Consider the following 15,109-nt stretch of genomic DNA (forward strand, 5'->3'; position numbering starts at 1 on the left):
CCCATGTTCACGCCCGGATTGGCAGTTCGGTAGGCGACCACGACGTTGTCCGGGATTCGACCCCTGCTTTGCCGCCTTGTATCCGTTCTCATTCGCCCAGAATCGGATCTTCTTCAGGAGTCGGCTTCGCTCCGGATTCGTCTTCTTGCGCGGCGCCTTGGTGACGGCCCATGTCCAGCACGTCCTCACCGCCATCGCCGTCAACATTGAACGGCTCGCCAACCAGGAACCCACCGCTTCCACATACCGTCCCAGAAGACCTACAGCGTTCCAGCAGTACCTTGAAGCCCGCGGGCTACCCCGTCCTCTCTGGTGGCGCCAAGGCAAATGACCTTGAAACCTCAAGATTCCCGACAGAGTCCCTCAATGTTTTGCTTTCTCAGTCGGAACCGCCAGCCGAGGCCCATCCTACGACGATGTACGTATCTGGAAATCTCGCGCAGTCGGCGACTTATTCATTTATCCCAGCCCTGCATCCCGGTCCATGGATATCAATAGCGCCTCGTGCGCCTTCGTCAAGCATTGATTCGCTAGCCGCTTGACCGGAATAGCGTCGATAACATCGGTCGGCCCATAACTCTCAACGGCATCCACTACGACCTGCCGCACTAGAAGGGCGGCCTCGGCAGACACGGGAAGAGGTGCCCCATCCAAAGCCAAGCGACCGTGATCTCCCGATGCCTCCAGATCCTGCGGGATCCTTGCAAGAATGGCATCAACGCTGGGATCACCGACGGCAGTTCTCAGTTTCTGGAGGTACCTTGTAAATCGCCATAATGTGTTGCGGTATAGTTCATCCTCAAATTGGAGCCTCTGATCGGTGAGTTCAACCATCTTCACTTGTGAGCGTTGAAGCGGCATGCTCACGTCCCCTCCAAGGACTTGATGAGTCGTCCCTGGACCCTCTGCCCTACTCGGCTTTTCTGGCGTTGAGCTTCTTGCTATCGCTTCCTCCGTCTGTCGACGTAGGGAAAGCCAGTGCCCTCGATCGCCGCCCCACGCGGTGATGGCCAACTCGAAGGCGTCCCGCCCTGGAAGTTGCACCCCGCTCAACCATGCGTAGTACGTCGCCTTAGAAATGCCCGCGCTCTTGCGGGTCGCGTCCAAGCCCCCTGCCGCTCCAGCGGAATCACGCAACATCCGTAGCTCGATTGCGAAGGCATGCAGGGGGTTACCCGGGTCAAGGGGTTTAGACCGTCTCCCCATGCCAACCCCCGTAGTCCCGCGTAGTCCTGAAAAGTTCTGAGGTAGTCCAGAATCCTAGTCCTGCCGCTGGCCTGCACGGATGCTGATGACGTCATCTCGGCTGTGGGCAACGGAGGTTGAAGTGGGACTGTCGTTCAGCGTGAAGCTGCTGCTCGTCCTGGCGGCGGCGCTGGTATCGATCATCATGGGGATGCTGGCCGGGATGCTGGCCCGGTTCGACGGCAGCCAGCTGCCCGCACGCATCGCACGGGGCACCGTGGCCTTCGGGGGCTCCCTGACACTCCTGCTCCTGGTGCTCACCAGCCTCGGTGCGCTCGCCTGAGACGCAAAGAAGGCCCCCATTACGAGGGCCTTCCTCATGACGTACGTCGTGTTCAGTTAGCCTTTTCGTAGGCCTCGCGGATCTCGGCCGACACTCGACCGCGGTCGTTGATGTCGTACCCCTTCTCCTTGGCCCAGGCCCTGATTGCGGCCGTGTCAGTGCGGCCTCCAGGGGCCTTCGGTGCGGTCTTGATGCGGCCTGCCTTGATGCGGCGACCGGCCTTGGTGAAGGGAGCGACGGCCTCAAGCAGCTTGTCGTAGCTGTCGGGGCCGAGGTCGATTTCGTACCCCACGCCGTCGATCACGATGGTGTGGGTTGTGGCCTCCTGGGTCTCTTCGCCAGTGAGGTCATCGGTGTAGACGGTTACGATCTTCTGTGCCATGAGCGGAGTCTATGGCTCATTTAAGGCTATGAATATCCGTTCTCTCTACCCCGCACCCCGATCCTCCCCTCCCCTTCGAACTCCGTCATGGTCTCCATGGGGCCGATGGCTCCGGCCACACGGCCTTCGTGCACGACGGTAAGAACGGGGCCAACCGCACCGGCCTGCATCTGCTCATACAGGAACGCGAATCCGTCGCCTGCCATCCGCTGGGCGAAACCGGCGAAATCGGTTCTGGATGCCGGTGAAAGCTGTCCGTACTCCTGGGCGAGGAAGGCGGGCGCTGCTCCGGCACCGGCAGCGAAGTCCTTCAGCTGGACCCGAGTTCCCTGGGCATACTGGTCAGGCTGCTCGGGGCCGAGAAGCCAGACGATTCGCGGGGTCTGCGCGTTATGGACCGCGCACAGCTTGTGGGCCAAGTCGGCCGCTGTGGTGAGCGCGTCAGGATCCGCACCGTAGACGTGGACCTTCACCGTGCCCAACCCGCGCCGGAGCACGGTCGGGATGAGAGTCTGGCGGGCAGTGTGCTCGATGTCGTCCACGAGGACGCGCTCCGCCTTCGTGCTGCTCCACCGGCGGTCTTTGTCGTATGGCAGGAACTTTCCGCTGTCGGCGACATTGAGGATGTCGTTAAAGCGCTCGGCGCTGAGAGCATCGGGGTGGATGGGGCCGAGCGTGGGCACGTACGGCACGGCCAGGTAAGGGAGTAGCCAGTCCCATTGGAATCCCATGGGAGCACGCTATCCGTGGGCCACACAAGGCTCGGGCCCCAGCGCGGAGAACGCCAGGGCCTGAGCAGTATTGATCAGCTTCGACTGGTGCGGGTTGTCGTCGCCCGCGTTGCACGAGCACTTGACGCTGTCCATCACCGTGTCCAGGTCAGCGACCCTGGTGATTGCGGTGATGGGAGGAGCGGCGGCCTCAATCGGCCTGGTCGCATGGGGAAGATCGTCCGGCAGCCGGCGCTTCGGTGAGATTGCGACAGCTACAGCGGTCATGTTCAGCCTGCTTTCTTCATCCAATGCTGGCAGTAGCTTGCGAGTGGTGCCTTCGCCTCCTGGTAGTGCTTGGCCAGGAGCCGGCACACCGTGCACGACCCCGAGAGCTGGCATTCGAGATCACCTGTCTCGGCGGTTTGTTGGTCTGCTCTCGCTGATGGGATTGCCCATGGTGCACACCGCCGCTTGGGCTGCCTGATCACATCAGGGGTGGGGTCCCAATGCTGCACAACGACCGGGGCGGTGCGCTCAGCGGCCCGCCGCCCCGACTCTACTGATCTTTCGTTGCCTTGCCGCTTACTCGTCGCAGGATGCTGCATCCTCCGGTCCTACGAACCGGGTTCGAACAACGATGCGCGACGGCCCTGTTGCAGCGGGCAAAGGTGTGAACTGGTGACACGGCTGGTTCCTTGCAGGCCCGAGCGAACCATCAACCGTTCGCACGAAGCGGTCACGCTCCTCATTGGTCATCCCGCCCCATAATCGCGCCATCTCATCGAGATCACTCATAGCCAGGCGTCACCTGTCCCCAGCAAGGTCAAGGTCAGCCTCAGGAGCGGTAATCCATGGGGTGAGCACCCGCGCAGGCCTGCGCCAAGGATGAGCAATCGGCGCCGAGACCGCTCGCCACCAGGGATCGGCCGGAACCGTCCCAGCAGGCTCAAACGGCTCGCCAGGCCGAGGGGTCGCTACGACCTGCCCAACCTCCTCTGCCACGTCCAGGGTCCACTCGCCCGGTTCGGCCCAGGCGTGCGGCGCGAGGTTGAAGGTGCCCCAGTGAATCGGCAGCATGACACCGCCAGCGGCACCCCCTTGCAGGTCAAGGTGGGCTTGCATCCCCTTAGCGGGCGACATGTGGATGTCTGGCCACCCGCCCGGCAGCGGCGTACGATCCGTGTGGTTCTGGGGCCAGAATTCGCTATAAGCCCCGATCTGGATCATCGTCGCGTCGAACGGGCCGTGCTCCGCGCCGATGTCCTTGAAGCCGCCGAAGTAGCCCGTGTCGCCGCTGTGGTAGATCCGGTGCTCGGGTCCGGCCACCACCCAGGACGCCCAGAGCGTGTGCTGCTGGTTGCGCAGGCCCCGGCCGCAGAAGTGGCGGGCCGGGGTCGCGGTGAGGGTGAGCCCGTCGACCTTGACGGACTCGTTCCAGTCCAGCTCGTGGATCCGGTCGGCGGGCACGCCCCAGTGCTCCAGGTGGGCGCCGACACCGAGCGGCACCGCGAACACCGTGCCGGTTCCGGCCAGGGAGCGGATGGTGGGCAGGTCGAGGTGGTCGTAGTGGTCGTGGGAGATGACGACGACATCGACCGGGCCGAGCGAGGCCAGCGGCAGCGGGACGGGGTGCAGCCGCTTGGGGCCGGCGAAGGCGAAGGGGGAGCAGCGCTCGCCCCAGACGGGGTCGAAAAGGACCCGCCGCCCGTCGATCTCGGCGAGCACGCTCGAATGCCCCATCCAGGTGAGCCGGAGCCCGGTGGCGGGCGGCTTCGCGATGTCGGCGAGGGTCGTCGGGTGGACCGGGACGGTGCCGGTGGGTGCGCGGCGTACGCGCTGCTCCTTCGCGAAGAACTGCTTCGCGAACTCCAGGGTCGAGCCCGACGGCCGGGTCCGTGCGCCCTCGGGGTTCTGGAACACGCCGTCCGCGAAGTTCGGCGAGCGGCGGATGCGGGCCATGCGCTCCCCCGCCGGGTCGGCCCCGAACGCGTCGGGCCGCAGCTCGCGGAGTCGTGAACGGAGGGGAAGCAGGGATCCAGCGCCGGTCACGGCACCTCCTGGGGCTCGGGGTATTTCTATTATGTGCATCCGTTACGGAGGCACCTTCCGGGGACCGTCACGACGACGGGCGGCCGGTCAGGCCCCACCCTGGCGCGGCTGGCCGTACGCCCGCTCCACGCGCAGCCGCAGCACCAGGCGCCGGTCGCGGACCATGACCTTGCGGTACTCGTCCCAGTCGGGGTGCTCGCCGCGTACGTCCCGGTAGAGGGTCACCAGCTCCTCGACCGTCTCGTCGTACGGGTCCGCGGCCACCGGAGTGAGGTCGGCGGTCCCCTCGGCCACCGTCCATGCCCAGCGGTCGTCACTGGTGACGTGGTAGCTGGCGCGGGGGTCGCGGCGCAGGTTCTTCGTCTTGGCCCGGTCGTCGGTGAGCGACACCTTGATGACGTGCTCGTCGGGATAGTAGGCGTGGTTCACATTGGAGAGCTGGGGCCGCCCGTCCCGCTTCAGGGTGACCAGGACGCCGCCGTCCTGCTCGGCGACCAGTTTCAGCAACGCTTCCTGAGGTGCCTCGAATGCCGTCATGGCTGTGCAACGCGGATCCGGGCGGCCGGATTCCCCGGAGCGGCCCGGCGGCGCCTGCCATGATGCGGGGATGATCACTCCGATACCTCCCGTGGTGCCCGCGGGCCGGATGGCCCGGCAGCAGCAGCCCTCGTTCGTCCTGCCCGGCGGGCGTGAGCTGCGCCCCTGGCGGGAGTCCGACGCGAACGTTCTGGTGGCCTCGTGCCTGGATCCGGAGATCGTGCAGTGGAACCGCCCCGAGGCGCTGACGCCGGACACCGCCCGCGAGAAGATCGCCCGATGGGGGCAGCGCTGGACCGAGGAGGCCTCGGCGATCTGGGCGATCTCGCGGCGCGAGGACGACCAGGCGGTGGGCCTGATCGGGCTGGGCGATCTCGATCTGCGGGGTGGCAGCGCGGAGTTCCTGTACTGGCTGCTTCCGTCCGGCCGCGGTGGGGGCGCCGTGCTCGACGCCACCTTGCGGGTCAGCCGGTGGGCGCTTGAGGAGCTCGGGCTGCACCGGCTGCGGATCTCGCACTCGGTGGGGAACCCGGCCTCGTGCCGGGTGGCGCAGCGGGCCGGGTTCGCCCTGGAGGGCACGATGCGCAGTGCGCTGCTGCACGCCGACGGGTGGCACGACGAGCATCTGCACGCCCGGGTGGCGGGCGACCCCTGGCCGGACGGGGCCGGCCTCGGCACGCTCTCGTACTGACTCGTCGTTCAGTTAGGGTGCCCGGCATGACTCCTCCTCTCATCGCGCTCTCCTGGACCGATCACGTCACCGGCCGCCGAGGCCACCTCGTCATCGACCGGCTGGTTCGCGGCGTGTCCAGCGGCGGGCTGCGCATGCGGCCGGGATGCACCCAGGAGGAGGTCGCCGGACTCGCCCGCGGCATGACGATGAAGGAGGCCCTGCACTACGACCCGCGGGCCCGCTACATCCCGCTCGGCGGCGCGAAGGGCGGCATCGACTGCGATCCGCGGCATCCGGAGGCGTACGGGGTCCTGGTCCGCTATCTGCGGGCCATGCGGCCGTACGTCGAGCGCTTCTGGACGACGGGCGAGGATCTCGGCCTCAGCCAGGACCTCGTCGACCGGGCAGCCGCGGAGGCGGGCCTGATCTCCACCGTTCAGGCGGTTTATCCGCTGCTCGACGACGAAGCGGCGGCCAGACGGCGTCTCTCCGATGCCTTCGCCGTGGAAGTCGACGGTATCGGCCTTGACGAACTGGTCGGCGGCTGCGGGGTCGCCGAGTCGGTCCTGACCGCCCTGGACCGTGCCGGCACCGCACACGAGGGGACGCGCGTCGCGGTGCAGGGGTTCGGCACCATGGGCGGCGCCACCGCCCGCTTCCTGTCCCGGGCCGGGCTGAAGATCGTCGCGGTCGCCGACATCAAGGGCACGGTCGCCGACCCCGAGGGCCTCGATGTGGAGGCGCTCCTCGCCGCGCGTGACGCGCACGGAGCCGTCGACCGCTCAGCTCTTCGGCCCTCGGACCGCGAACTGCCCGGCGAGGACTGGCTGGCCGTCGAGGCGGAGGTGCTTGTCCCGGCGGCGGTCTCGTACGCGATCGACGGACTCAACCAGGCCCGGATCACGGCCCGTTGGATCGTCGAGGCGGCGAACATGCCGGTGCTCGCGGAGGCCGAGCGGCTGCTCGCCGGACGTGGCGTCACCGTGCTGCCGGACGTCGTGGCCAACTCCGCCACCAACGCCTGGTGGTGGTGGACGCTGTTCGGCGATCTGGACGCGGACGCGGACGAGGCCTTCGCGCACATCCGGCGCGCGATGCGGGGCCTCGTCGAGCGGATGCTGATGCGCGCCGAGTCCGACGGGACGACTCCGCGCGCGGCTGCCCACGCCCTCGCGGCCGAGACGCTGCCCGTGATCACGGAGCGGTTCGGCACGTATCGCTGACCGGGCCCCCGGCAGCGCCTCCCGGTCGCCCCCGCGGGGGCGACCGACACCGCTCCGCCCCCGCCCATGGGCTACCCCTCCCATTCCGGCCACCCATGCCCCACTATGCACTCGATGTATACACCTCACGTATAGTGCGGCGGAGATCCTCGCCCGAGGGTCACGAAGGGGAAATTTCACCGCCGGGGAGAGGACCGCCATGCTCAGAAACAGCTCACGTTCCATACGGTCCCGGGCCGCCGCATGCCTGGTCACGGCCGCCGCGCTGACCTTGGCCCTGACCGGCTGCGGCCAGGACTCCACCTCCCCCAAGGAGGCGCGCGGACAGGCCGCCGCCAAGGCGTCCGATGCCAAGACCCACCTCAAGGCAGCCGGGACCCCGGGTTCCGTGGACTGCGCGAAGGCCAAGTGCATCGCCCTGACCTTCGACGCCGGGCCGGGCCCACACACGCCCCGACTTCTCGACATCCTCAAGGAGAAGAAGGTGCACGCCACCTTCTTCCTGCTCGGCAGGAACCACGTGGACACCTATCCGGACACCGTCCGCAGGGCCGCCACCGAGGGCCACGAGATCGCCAACCACACCTGGACGCACCGCCGCCTGGATCAGCTGAAGCCCGCAGAGATCCGCTCCGAACTCGGCCGCACCCAGCAGGCGATCAAGGCGCTGACCGGCCGCGAGCCGACGCTGATGCGCCCGCCGCAGGGCCGCACGGACAACGCGGTCAAGGAGGTCAGCAAGGAGCTCGGCCTCTCCCAAGTGCTGTGGAGTGCGACCGCCAAGGACTACGCGACGACCGACAGCGCCCTCATCCAGCAGCGGATACTCGACCAGGCGGGCCGTGACGGCATCGTCCTGCTGCACGACATCTGCGGCGGCACGGTACCGGCCGTCCCCGGCATCATCGACGAGCTCAAGAAGCGCGGCTACACCTTCGTGACCGTCCCGCAGTTGCTCGCGCCGGGCACCGCACAGCCAGGCACGATCTACCGGCCGTGACCATCGGCCACGTACGCCCGTGTGTAGGGTCGGCGCATGGCCAGAGTGCGGTTGGGCGTGGCGGAACGGCGCGAGGAACTGCTGCGGGCCGCGGTCGAGCAGATCGAGTCGCGTGGTGTCGCAGCGGTACGGATCGCCGACGTCGCCGCTTCGCTCGGCGTCAGCAACGCGCTTGTCCTGTACCACTTCTCGACGAAGGAGAAGCTGGTCGCGGCAGCCTTCGCCCATGCCGCCGAGGACGATCTGGCCCAGCTGCACAAGATCCTCGGGCGCCGTACCAGCGCACTGCGCAGACTGCGTGCGGCTGCGCGCTGGTACGCGCCGACCGGGCCGGCCAAGGGCTGGCGGCTGTGGATCGAGGGCTGGGCGGCGGCGCTCCGCGAGCCCGCTCTGCGCGAGGTGACACACGGCCTCGATCAGCGGTGGAAGGCCGCGCTGACCGAGGTGATCGCGCAGGGCGCGGCGGCCGGAGAGTTCGGCTGCGCGGACCCGGCGGGCGCGGCCTGGCGGCTGACCGCCCTGCTCGACGGACTGGCCGTGCAGATGATCTCGTACCCGGGCTCACTGTCACGCGCGGCCATGCTGGAGTGGGCGGACGACGCACTGGCCCGCGAACTGGGCGTGGACCGCGCGGCGTTGACAGCGACCCGCTGATGGCCTGGCCACCCGAAGCCCGGCTTCCGCCGGCGGATCCCCCCTCGCCCGTCACACGGCAGCGCCGTGTCCTGCAACGATGCGGCGCGGGGTCGCCTGGCCATCACTCCACTCATGACCGGCGAAAACCACCCACACCGACTCCGATAACATGATCCGACTCAGATGATCGCCCATAGCGTCCCACCCTTCACGGAAACCATGCAATCGACCACGAAGAGTGACTCGCTTAGTCAACGTCTCACAAATCGGCGTCTAACACATCGGCCAAACAATTGATATCGCGAATAAATAGCAGAACTACATTTGCATGGCGTCAACCCCGGGTGATGCTGTGGGCCGCGGCAGGTGTCGTGACCCTCGGATTCCTCATCGCGTTGGAGATTGCCGCCCATCATTATGGCCTGCCCGGGCCGATGATCAACCAGGCGAAAGAGGTGATACTCGCACCCAAATCGGGGCCGCTGCTTTACGCCAGCATGGCGTTGATGATGGTGGTGCTCACCTGGCGGGAACGCTTTATCGCGATCGGTGCCGCGGTCGGTATCGACGTCATCTTCTTTCTGGTGCGGTGGGCAGTCGACGCCAAGATGATGTTCGGCAACGGCGCGCTGTGGGTGATGCTGGCCTGCGCGGTCATCGCGATCACACGTCGCACCGGCCAGGAACGCATGCTGCTCCTGAAGGGCGTCGGCCTCGGCCTGCTGCTGGTGGCCGGCCGCAAGACCGGCGACACCTGGCTTCTCATCACGTCGAAGACCCGTCCCTCGGTGCTCGACCAGTACGTGGCGACCGCCGATCACGCGCTGGGCGACCCCTCCTGGGTGGCGGGCCGGATCGTCAACGCCACGGGCTCCATCGGCGCGCACGTCCTCGACTACGTCTACATCCAGCTCGCCGTGATGGCGGTCGTCGTCGCGCTCTACCAGCTGCGCAACGTGGCGGCCGAGCGCCGTTTCCCGGCCCATCACCTGGTGCGCACCTTCCTGGTGATCGGCCTGCTCGGGCCTGCCATCTACATGATCTTCCCGGTGGTCGGACCGATCTTCGCCTACGGCGCCGACGGCGGGCACTTCGCGGTGGCCGATTTGTGGCCGAACACCCCGCCCGGCGGTGGTGCGCCGCATCACATGGGATTCAACGAGTTCACCCCGCGCAACTGCATGCCCAGCCTGCACACGGCGTGGGCCACCACCATCTTCATCCATTCCCGCAAGGGCCCCCGACTTCTGCGCTACGCGGGGACGTTCTGGCTGATAGCCACGCTCGGTGCGACGCTGGGATTCGGTTATCACTACGGCACCGACATCATTGCCGGCGTCGTGTTCGCGCTCACGATCGAGGCGGCCCTGCGCTCGCTCGCGCGCGGCTGGGACCGGTCCGGAATCCAGCTCGTCGCCTACGGCACGGCGGTCTTCACCGCACTCCTGGTGGCTTATCGCTATCTGCCGGTGCAGATGGCCGATCATCCCTGGGTGTTCGGCCCCCTTCTCGTCCTCGCGATGGTCTCGGTGATCTACAGCTTCGTACGGACGACCAAGCTGTGGGAGCCGCAGGCCGCACCTGCGCGGCAACGGGAACTGCAGCCCGAGCTCGTCTGAGTCATCCTGCAGCGGGCGGTGGGCCGAGCGCTTACCGCCAGGGGACGGGAAGCTGAACGTGTGCGGGCGAGGACCTTCACTGTGCCGGGTGCACGGTGAAGGTTCCCGGTTGACGGGATTACGCCGAGAGCAAGCAACCGTTCCCCGTCCGCCCCCCGGCGGGCAGAGTGGCGATCATGAGACTGCTGATGCTGGGTGGAACGGAATTTGTCGGCCGGGCCGTCACCGAGGCGGCCCTTGCCCGCGGGCACGAGGTGACGGTCTTCCACCGGGGGCGGCACGAACCACCCGCCGGGGTGGTCTCGCTGCACGGCGACCGCACCTCCCCCGAAGGCCTCGCGGCGCTTGCGGACGGCGAGTGGGACGTGGTGGTCGACACGTGGTCGCACGCCCCGGCCGCCGTCCGCGACGCGGCCCGGCTGCTCGCCGGGCGGGCCGGCCACTATACGTACGTGTCGAGCCGCTCGGTGTACCCCGAGACGGCCTCGCTCGACGCCGGCGAGGACTCGACGCTGGTGGACGGCTCCGCCGACGAGGCGGGCGAAGTGGCCTATCCGCAGGCCAAGCGCGGCGGCGAACTGGCCGCGATCCGCGAATTCGGCGTGGACCGGACCCTGTTGGTGCGTGCGGGCCTGATCCTCGGCCCGTGGGAGAACATCGGCCGGCTGCCGTGGTGGCTGAACCGTGCCGCGCACGGCGGTGACATGCTCGCACCGGGCCCGCGCGATCTCGGTATCCAGTACATCGACTGCCGCGACCTCGCGGAGTGGACCCTTGACGCGGCCGAGGCCGGCCTCAGCGGCCCGTACAACGTCGTCAGCCCGCCGGGGCACGCGACGATGGGCTCGCTCCTCGAAGCCTGTGTGCGGGTCACCGGCGACCGGGCCGTGCTGCGCTGGACCGACCCCGAGCCGATCCTCGCCGCCGGGATCGAGCCGTGGCTGCAACTGCCGGTGTGGCTTCCGCCGGGCGAGCTGCACGACAAGATCCACAACTCGGCGGTGGCCAAGGCGGTCGCGGCCGGGCTGCGGTGCCGCCCCGTCGAGGAGACGGCCGCCGACACCTGGGCCTGGCTCCGCTCGATAGGCGGAACCGCGCCCCAGCGCCCGGACCGCCCCCGGGTCGGCCTCGCCCCGGAGACCGAGGCGAAGGTGCTGGGCGGCTGATCATCGGCGGATCCCGTACTACCCATCAGGCCTGACAGCGCTACATGGTGACGTGCTGTCAGGCCTGATGGTTCGTCAGAGGGGCAGCAGATCGGGGCGCTTGGCCGAGACCTCGTCGCCCGACGACTCGCCGCGCAGCCGCCGCCCGATCCACGGCACCAGATACTCGCGCGCCCAGTGGATGTCGTCGCGCCGCACCTCGAGCGTGTTGCGCGGCGGCAGCGGGGGCCATGGCTGGTCCGGGTCGGCCGGGACGTCGAGCCCGAGCACCTGGGCGGCGCGCAGCGCGACCCGGGTGTGCCCCTCGGCGGAGAGGTGCAGCCGGTCGTCGTCCCAGGCCCTTCGGTCCTGGACGGACTTGAGCGACCAGAGGTCGAGCACCGGGCAGTCGTAGCGGTCCGCGATGGCCCGCACATGCCCGTTGTACGTCGCGATCTTGCCCCGCAGATGGCGGAGCAGCGTCACGCCCCGGGTGTCGAAGCCCGTGGTCACCATGACGGTGCCGACGGCCGGCTTCAGGTCGGCGAGCGCCCGCTCGAAGCGTTCGGCCACCTCGTCGGGGTCCGTGCCGGGCCGGATGATGTCGTTGCCGCCCGCGCAGAAGCTCACCAGGTCGGGGGCGAGCTCTTTGGCCCTGGGGACCTGGTCCTCGACGATCTGGTCGAGGAGCTTGCCCCGCACCGCGAGGTTGGCGTAGCGGAAGGAGCCCTCCGGCCGCTGGTCTGCGAGCAGCACTGCGAACCGGTCCGCCCAGCCGACAAAAGTCCCGTCCGGGCCGGGGTCGCCGACGCCCTCCGTGAAGCTGTCGCCGATCGCCGTGTACGACCCGAACGTGCCGCTGCTGAATGATCTCGAATCGTCTGCCACGAGTGCTTATCCTTCACCCACGCAAGTGACCTACGCCACCGTAGGGAGGGGTTGACGGTGGGTGATATAGACCACCCGGTCAGTTTCCCGGGTCCGGGAATAGGCCGGAGGCAAACCCGCAACTGCCCATCGGGGCTCGGACATTCACGCCGCACGAGAACCATGAGAACGCAGACGGAAGGCCCTTGACCTCAAGCGGGCTTCAGGTTGGAGACTGGGCGGCATGATCAACAACAGCGCGGTTTCCGAGGCCTCCGCCCTTTCCCTTCCCCTCTCCGACGTCTCGCTCGACGACCTTGCCGACAAGCTCGCCGGTGACGCGGCGACCGTCGTCGGCATCGGCGAGTCCACGCGGTTCTCCCGGGAGACCTACGGCATACGGGACCAGCTCTTCCGCCGGCTGGTCCGGCACCACGGGTTCCGGGCGCTCGCCCTGCAGGACAGTGCCGGCGTCGGCGCCGAGCTCGACCGTTACGTACGCGGCGGCGACGGCTCTGCCGCGGCCGCGCTCGACCACGCCTGGCGCCCCCAGCGCACCGTCGAGCTCGCCGCATCGCTCGAATGGATCCGGGAGTTCAACCGGGAGCACCCGCACGACCCCGTACGGGTCTTCGGTGTGAAGCCCGCGCAGGCGGGGTCGGAGGATTATGACGCCGTCCTGGACCACGTCCGGGAGTCGGCCCCCGAGCGGCTCGCGGAGCTGGCGTCCCATCTGGACCCGATCCGGACCGCGCACCGGATCGACGAGCACGTCCAGCGCGCCCACGGCATCCACCCGGGACGCCCCTTCGCCGAGCATGCCCGCGACGCGCTCGCGCTGCTCCGGTCGCTGCCCGGCATCGACGCGCACGACGGCGTCCTGGCGCGGATGCGGCTGATCGTGGACTTCCATGAGCACAGCGTCGCCGGGCGGGGCAGCTACGCGGGCGAGGCCGGACAATGGGCCGATGTCGTCGGCGACTTCCAGCGCCGGACCGGCCTGCGCACGGTCTACTGGGACGGCATCGCACACACATCGGCGGCCGAGACCGTCCTGGGCATGGCACCGGAGCGCGGTCCGCAGCCCACCGTCGGCAGCCTGCTGCGCAAGCAGTACGGCAACCGGTATGTGTCCGTGGCGATCGGCTTCCACCACGGGGACCTCGGTTCCGTCGCGGTCCCGGAACCGGCCGGCGACCTGATCGACGCGCGGCTCGGCGCGGTGGATCTGCCCGCGCACTGGCTGGACCTGCGCCTCGACGGCGTCCGCGGTCAGTGGGACGGTCCGGCGAAGGCCCGTGTCATCGGCGGCGTGTACGACCCGGCCCGCGACGCCACCGGGTACCTCGCGGTCGACTCGCTCGCCGATGCCTTCGACGTACTCGTTCACGTACGCCAGGCGTCCCCGGTCCGGTGGCTGCCGTGACCCGAGGGCAGGCGAAGGGGCCGCCGCGATGCGACGGCCCCCACTGACCCAGGTGCGTCAGCCGGTGAAGGCCGCCGTGCCGTTCGGGGTGCCGAGGCCGGTCGGGCCGTCGTAGCCCGTACCCGCCTTGCACAGGTAGTTGTCGCAGCTGCCGTTGGCGCCGGAGGTGACGTCGTTCAGCGAGCCGGTGTGGGCGTAGGGGAAGGACGAGGGAGTGGAGCTCGCGCCCGGGGCACCGGCCAGGGCGTACACGCTCGCGATGATCGGCGAGGAGGCGCTGGTGCCGCCGTACACGTTCCAGCCGCTGGCCTGGTAACTGTCGTACACCGCGAGGCCGGTGGCCGGGTCGGCGACCGCGGAGACATCCGCGACGGCCCGCTTGGCGCAGGCGGTGTCCTTCTGCCAGGACGGCTTCGGGTCGTAGGCGGAGCAGCCGGAACCGGCGCCCTGGCCGCCGGAGCTGGAGCCCCAGACCGACTCGGACCAGCCGCGCGTGCTGCTGTCCTTCTTCAGCGAGGTGCCGCCGACGGCGGTGACGTACTGAGAGGCGGCCGGGTACTCGACGCCGTAGCCGCTGTCACCCGAGGAGACGGTGATGGCGACGCCCGGGTGGTTGAAGTACTTGCTGTCGGCGGCGGTGTCGGAGGCGTCCTCGCTGCCGCCGTAGCTGTTGGAGACGTACTTGGCGCCCAGGGTGACCGCGCGGTTCACCGCGGCACCCAGGTCGTCCATGTTCGCGGAGTTGGCCTCGACGAGCAGGATGTGGCACTGCGGGCAGGCGGCGCTGACCATGTCGACGTCGAGGGAGATCTCACCGGCCCAACCGGCGTCTGCCGTCGGGTAGTTGGTGCCGCCGTTCTGGTCGACCTTCTTGAAGCAGCCGTTGGCGGTGGTGCAGGCGGGCAGCCCGTACTGCGAGCGGTAGGTGGCCAGGTCCGACTCGGCGTTCGGGTCGTCCTGCGCGTCGACGATGGCCACCGTCGCGCCGGAACCTCCACCGGCGGGGAGGTTGTAGGCCTTCTGGAGGTCGGCGGGGCCGAAGCCGGAGGGTGCGGCGTCGGCGGTGATACCTCTGTGCTGCTTGATGTCCGTACGTTCCAGGGCGAGGCAGTGCATCTGGCCCGGCTTGGCCGTCGCACACACCTGCTTGACGTTGGACGCGGGGTCGTTGGCCTGCTGGGCGGCGGCCGAGGGGGCCGCGGCGAGCAGGCCGCCGGTGACGAGCGCGAGCAGGGAAAGGAGCGCCGAGGCGCCGCCGGTTCGTTGTCCGAACCTGGAGGTTCGTATGTGTTGCACGGTTCTTCCTCCATG

General features: G+C 68.5%; 16 protein-coding genes. 8 read left to right on the top strand and 8 right to left on the bottom strand.

The genetic code is table 11. The annotated features are described in order from the left end of the window. Positions 1-459: 459 nt before the first annotated feature. On the bottom strand, positions 460-867 hold the full coding sequence (locus ACSHXC_RS03875) for a hypothetical protein (protein WP_438290169.1): 408 nt from the start codon (positions 865-867) through the stop codon (positions 460-462). A gap of 460 nt (positions 868-1,327) precedes the next feature. On the opposite strand from ACSHXC_RS03875, the gene ACSHXC_RS03880 reads away from it, so the two are divergent. Further along, the gene (locus ACSHXC_RS03880; RefSeq protein ID WP_438290170.1) at positions 1,328-1,528 is read left to right on the top strand and encodes a hypothetical protein; all 201 of its coding nucleotides are present in this window, start codon (positions 1,328-1,330) and stop codon (positions 1,526-1,528) included. 52 nt (positions 1,529-1,580) lie between these two features. On the opposite strand, the gene ACSHXC_RS03885 is transcribed toward ACSHXC_RS03880, so the two are convergent. From ACSHXC_RS03885 to ACSHXC_RS03905, 5 genes are all read right to left on the bottom strand, one after another. Beyond that, positions 1,581-1,910 (bottom strand): histone-like nucleoid-structuring protein Lsr2, encoded by a 330-nt coding sequence (locus ACSHXC_RS03885; protein ID WP_438290171.1) that lies wholly within the window; start codon positions 1,908-1,910, stop codon positions 1,581-1,583. A gap of 26 nt (positions 1,911-1,936) precedes the next feature. Next, positions 1,937-2,641 (bottom strand): GNAT family N-acetyltransferase, encoded by a 705-nt coding sequence (locus ACSHXC_RS03890; RefSeq protein ID WP_438290172.1) that lies wholly within the window; start codon positions 2,639-2,641, stop codon positions 1,937-1,939. Between the two features lie 9 nt (positions 2,642-2,650). Beyond that, entirely contained in the window at positions 2,651-2,908 is a 258-nt protein-coding gene (locus ACSHXC_RS03895) for a hypothetical protein (RefSeq protein WP_438290173.1), read from the bottom strand. Between the two features lie 519 nt (positions 2,909-3,427). Next, positions 3,428-4,672, bottom strand: a complete 1,245-nt coding sequence (locus ACSHXC_RS03900) for an MBL fold metallo-hydrolase (RefSeq protein ID WP_438290174.1) — start codon at positions 4,670-4,672, stop codon at positions 3,428-3,430. Positions 4,673-4,759: 87 nt separating this feature from the next. Continuing rightward, complete coding sequence (locus tag ACSHXC_RS03905) at positions 4,760-5,209, bottom strand: PPOX class F420-dependent oxidoreductase (protein WP_438290175.1); 450 nt, start codon at positions 5,207-5,209, stop codon at positions 4,760-4,762. A 70-nt stretch (positions 5,210-5,279) separates the two neighbouring features. Between ACSHXC_RS03905 and ACSHXC_RS03910 the strand changes: the two genes are divergently transcribed. The 6 genes from ACSHXC_RS03910 (at position 5,280) to ACSHXC_RS03935 (ending at position 11,526) form a co-directional block, all read left to right on the top strand. Further along, complete coding sequence (locus tag ACSHXC_RS03910) at positions 5,280-5,900, top strand: GNAT family N-acetyltransferase (protein ID WP_438290176.1); 621 nt, start codon at positions 5,280-5,282, stop codon at positions 5,898-5,900. Positions 5,901-5,926: 26 nt separating this feature from the next. Then, positions 5,927-7,105: a Glu/Leu/Phe/Val dehydrogenase dimerization domain-containing protein gene (locus ACSHXC_RS03915; RefSeq protein ID WP_438290177.1), complete on the top strand. Its 1,179-nt coding sequence runs from the start codon at positions 5,927-5,929 to the stop codon at positions 7,103-7,105. Positions 7,106-7,304: 199 nt separating this feature from the next. Further along, positions 7,305-8,105, top strand: a complete 801-nt coding sequence (locus ACSHXC_RS03920; protein WP_438290178.1) for a polysaccharide deacetylase family protein — start codon at positions 7,305-7,307, stop codon at positions 8,103-8,105. A 36-nt stretch (positions 8,106-8,141) separates the two neighbouring features. Further along, positions 8,142-8,759 carry a TetR/AcrR family transcriptional regulator gene (locus tag ACSHXC_RS03925; RefSeq protein WP_438290179.1) on the top strand — a complete coding sequence of 206 codons (618 nt, stop codon included), beginning with the start codon at positions 8,142-8,144 and terminating at the stop codon, positions 8,757-8,759. A gap of 329 nt (positions 8,760-9,088) precedes the next feature. Beyond that, positions 9,089-10,360, top strand: coding sequence for a phosphatase PAP2 family protein (locus tag ACSHXC_RS03930; RefSeq protein ID WP_438290180.1), 1,272 nt, complete (start codon positions 9,089-9,091; stop codon positions 10,358-10,360). A gap of 176 nt (positions 10,361-10,536) precedes the next feature. Then, a complete protein-coding gene (locus tag ACSHXC_RS03935) occupies positions 10,537-11,526 on the top strand; it encodes an NAD-dependent epimerase/dehydratase family protein (RefSeq protein WP_438290181.1) in 990 nt (329 codons plus the stop codon). A 75-nt stretch (positions 11,527-11,601) separates the two neighbouring features. Here ACSHXC_RS03935 and ACSHXC_RS03940 read toward each other — a convergent pair whose 3' ends face one another. Beyond that, positions 11,602-12,393, bottom strand: a complete 792-nt coding sequence (locus ACSHXC_RS03940; RefSeq protein WP_438290182.1) for an SGNH/GDSL hydrolase family protein — start codon at positions 12,391-12,393, stop codon at positions 11,602-11,604. A 223-nt stretch (positions 12,394-12,616) separates the two neighbouring features. Here ACSHXC_RS03940 and ACSHXC_RS03945 point away from each other — a divergent pair, with 223 nt between their 5' ends. After that, positions 12,617-13,798 carry an erythromycin esterase family protein gene (locus ACSHXC_RS03945; RefSeq protein WP_438290183.1) on the top strand — a complete coding sequence of 394 codons (1,182 nt, stop codon included), beginning with the start codon at positions 12,617-12,619 and terminating at the stop codon, positions 13,796-13,798. A 57-nt stretch (positions 13,799-13,855) separates the two neighbouring features. Here ACSHXC_RS03945 and ACSHXC_RS03950 read toward each other — a convergent pair whose 3' ends face one another. After that, a complete protein-coding gene (locus ACSHXC_RS03950) occupies positions 13,856-15,094 on the bottom strand; it encodes a S53 family peptidase (protein ID WP_438290184.1) in 1,239 nt (412 codons plus the stop codon). Positions 15,095-15,109 lie beyond the last annotated feature (15 nt).

This window comes from Streptomyces sp. HUAS TT7 (assembly GCF_051550175.1).
GTDB lineage: Bacteria > Actinomycetota > Actinomycetes > Streptomycetales > Streptomycetaceae > Streptomyces.

Excerpts from the sequence above, each read along its gene's own strand:
- ACSHXC_RS03935 (WP_438290181.1), top strand. The coding sequence starts at position 10,537 with ATGAGACTGCTGATGCTGGGTGGAACGGAATTTGTCGGCCGGGCCGTC.
- ACSHXC_RS03920 (WP_438290178.1), top strand. The coding sequence starts at position 7,305 with ATGCTCAGAAACAGCTCACGTTCCATACGGTCCCGGGCCGCCGCATGC.
- ACSHXC_RS03925 (WP_438290179.1), top strand. The coding sequence starts at position 8,142 with ATGGCCAGAGTGCGGTTGGGCGTGGCGGAACGGCGCGAGGAACTGCTG.
- ACSHXC_RS03915 (WP_438290177.1), top strand. The coding sequence starts at position 5,927 with ATGACTCCTCCTCTCATCGCGCTCTCCTGGACCGATCACGTCACCGGC.
- ACSHXC_RS03885 (WP_438290171.1), bottom strand. The coding sequence starts at position 1,910 with ATGGCACAGAAGATCGTAACCGTCTACACCGATGACCTCACTGGCGAA.
- ACSHXC_RS03890 (WP_438290172.1), bottom strand. The coding sequence starts at position 2,641 with ATGGGATTCCAATGGGACTGGCTACTCCCTTACCTGGCCGTGCCGTAC.
- ACSHXC_RS03905 (WP_438290175.1), bottom strand. The coding sequence starts at position 5,209 with ATGACGGCATTCGAGGCACCTCAGGAAGCGTTGCTGAAACTGGTCGCC.
- ACSHXC_RS03895 (WP_438290173.1), bottom strand. The coding sequence starts at position 2,908 with ATGACCGCTGTAGCTGTCGCAATCTCACCGAAGCGCCGGCTGCCGGAC.
- ACSHXC_RS03945 (WP_438290183.1), top strand. The coding sequence starts at position 12,617 with ATGATCAACAACAGCGCGGTTTCCGAGGCCTCCGCCCTTTCCCTTCCC.
- ACSHXC_RS03910 (WP_438290176.1), top strand. The coding sequence starts at position 5,280 with ATGATCACTCCGATACCTCCCGTGGTGCCCGCGGGCCGGATGGCCCGG.
- ACSHXC_RS03930 (WP_438290180.1), top strand. The coding sequence starts at position 9,089 with ATGCTGTGGGCCGCGGCAGGTGTCGTGACCCTCGGATTCCTCATCGCG.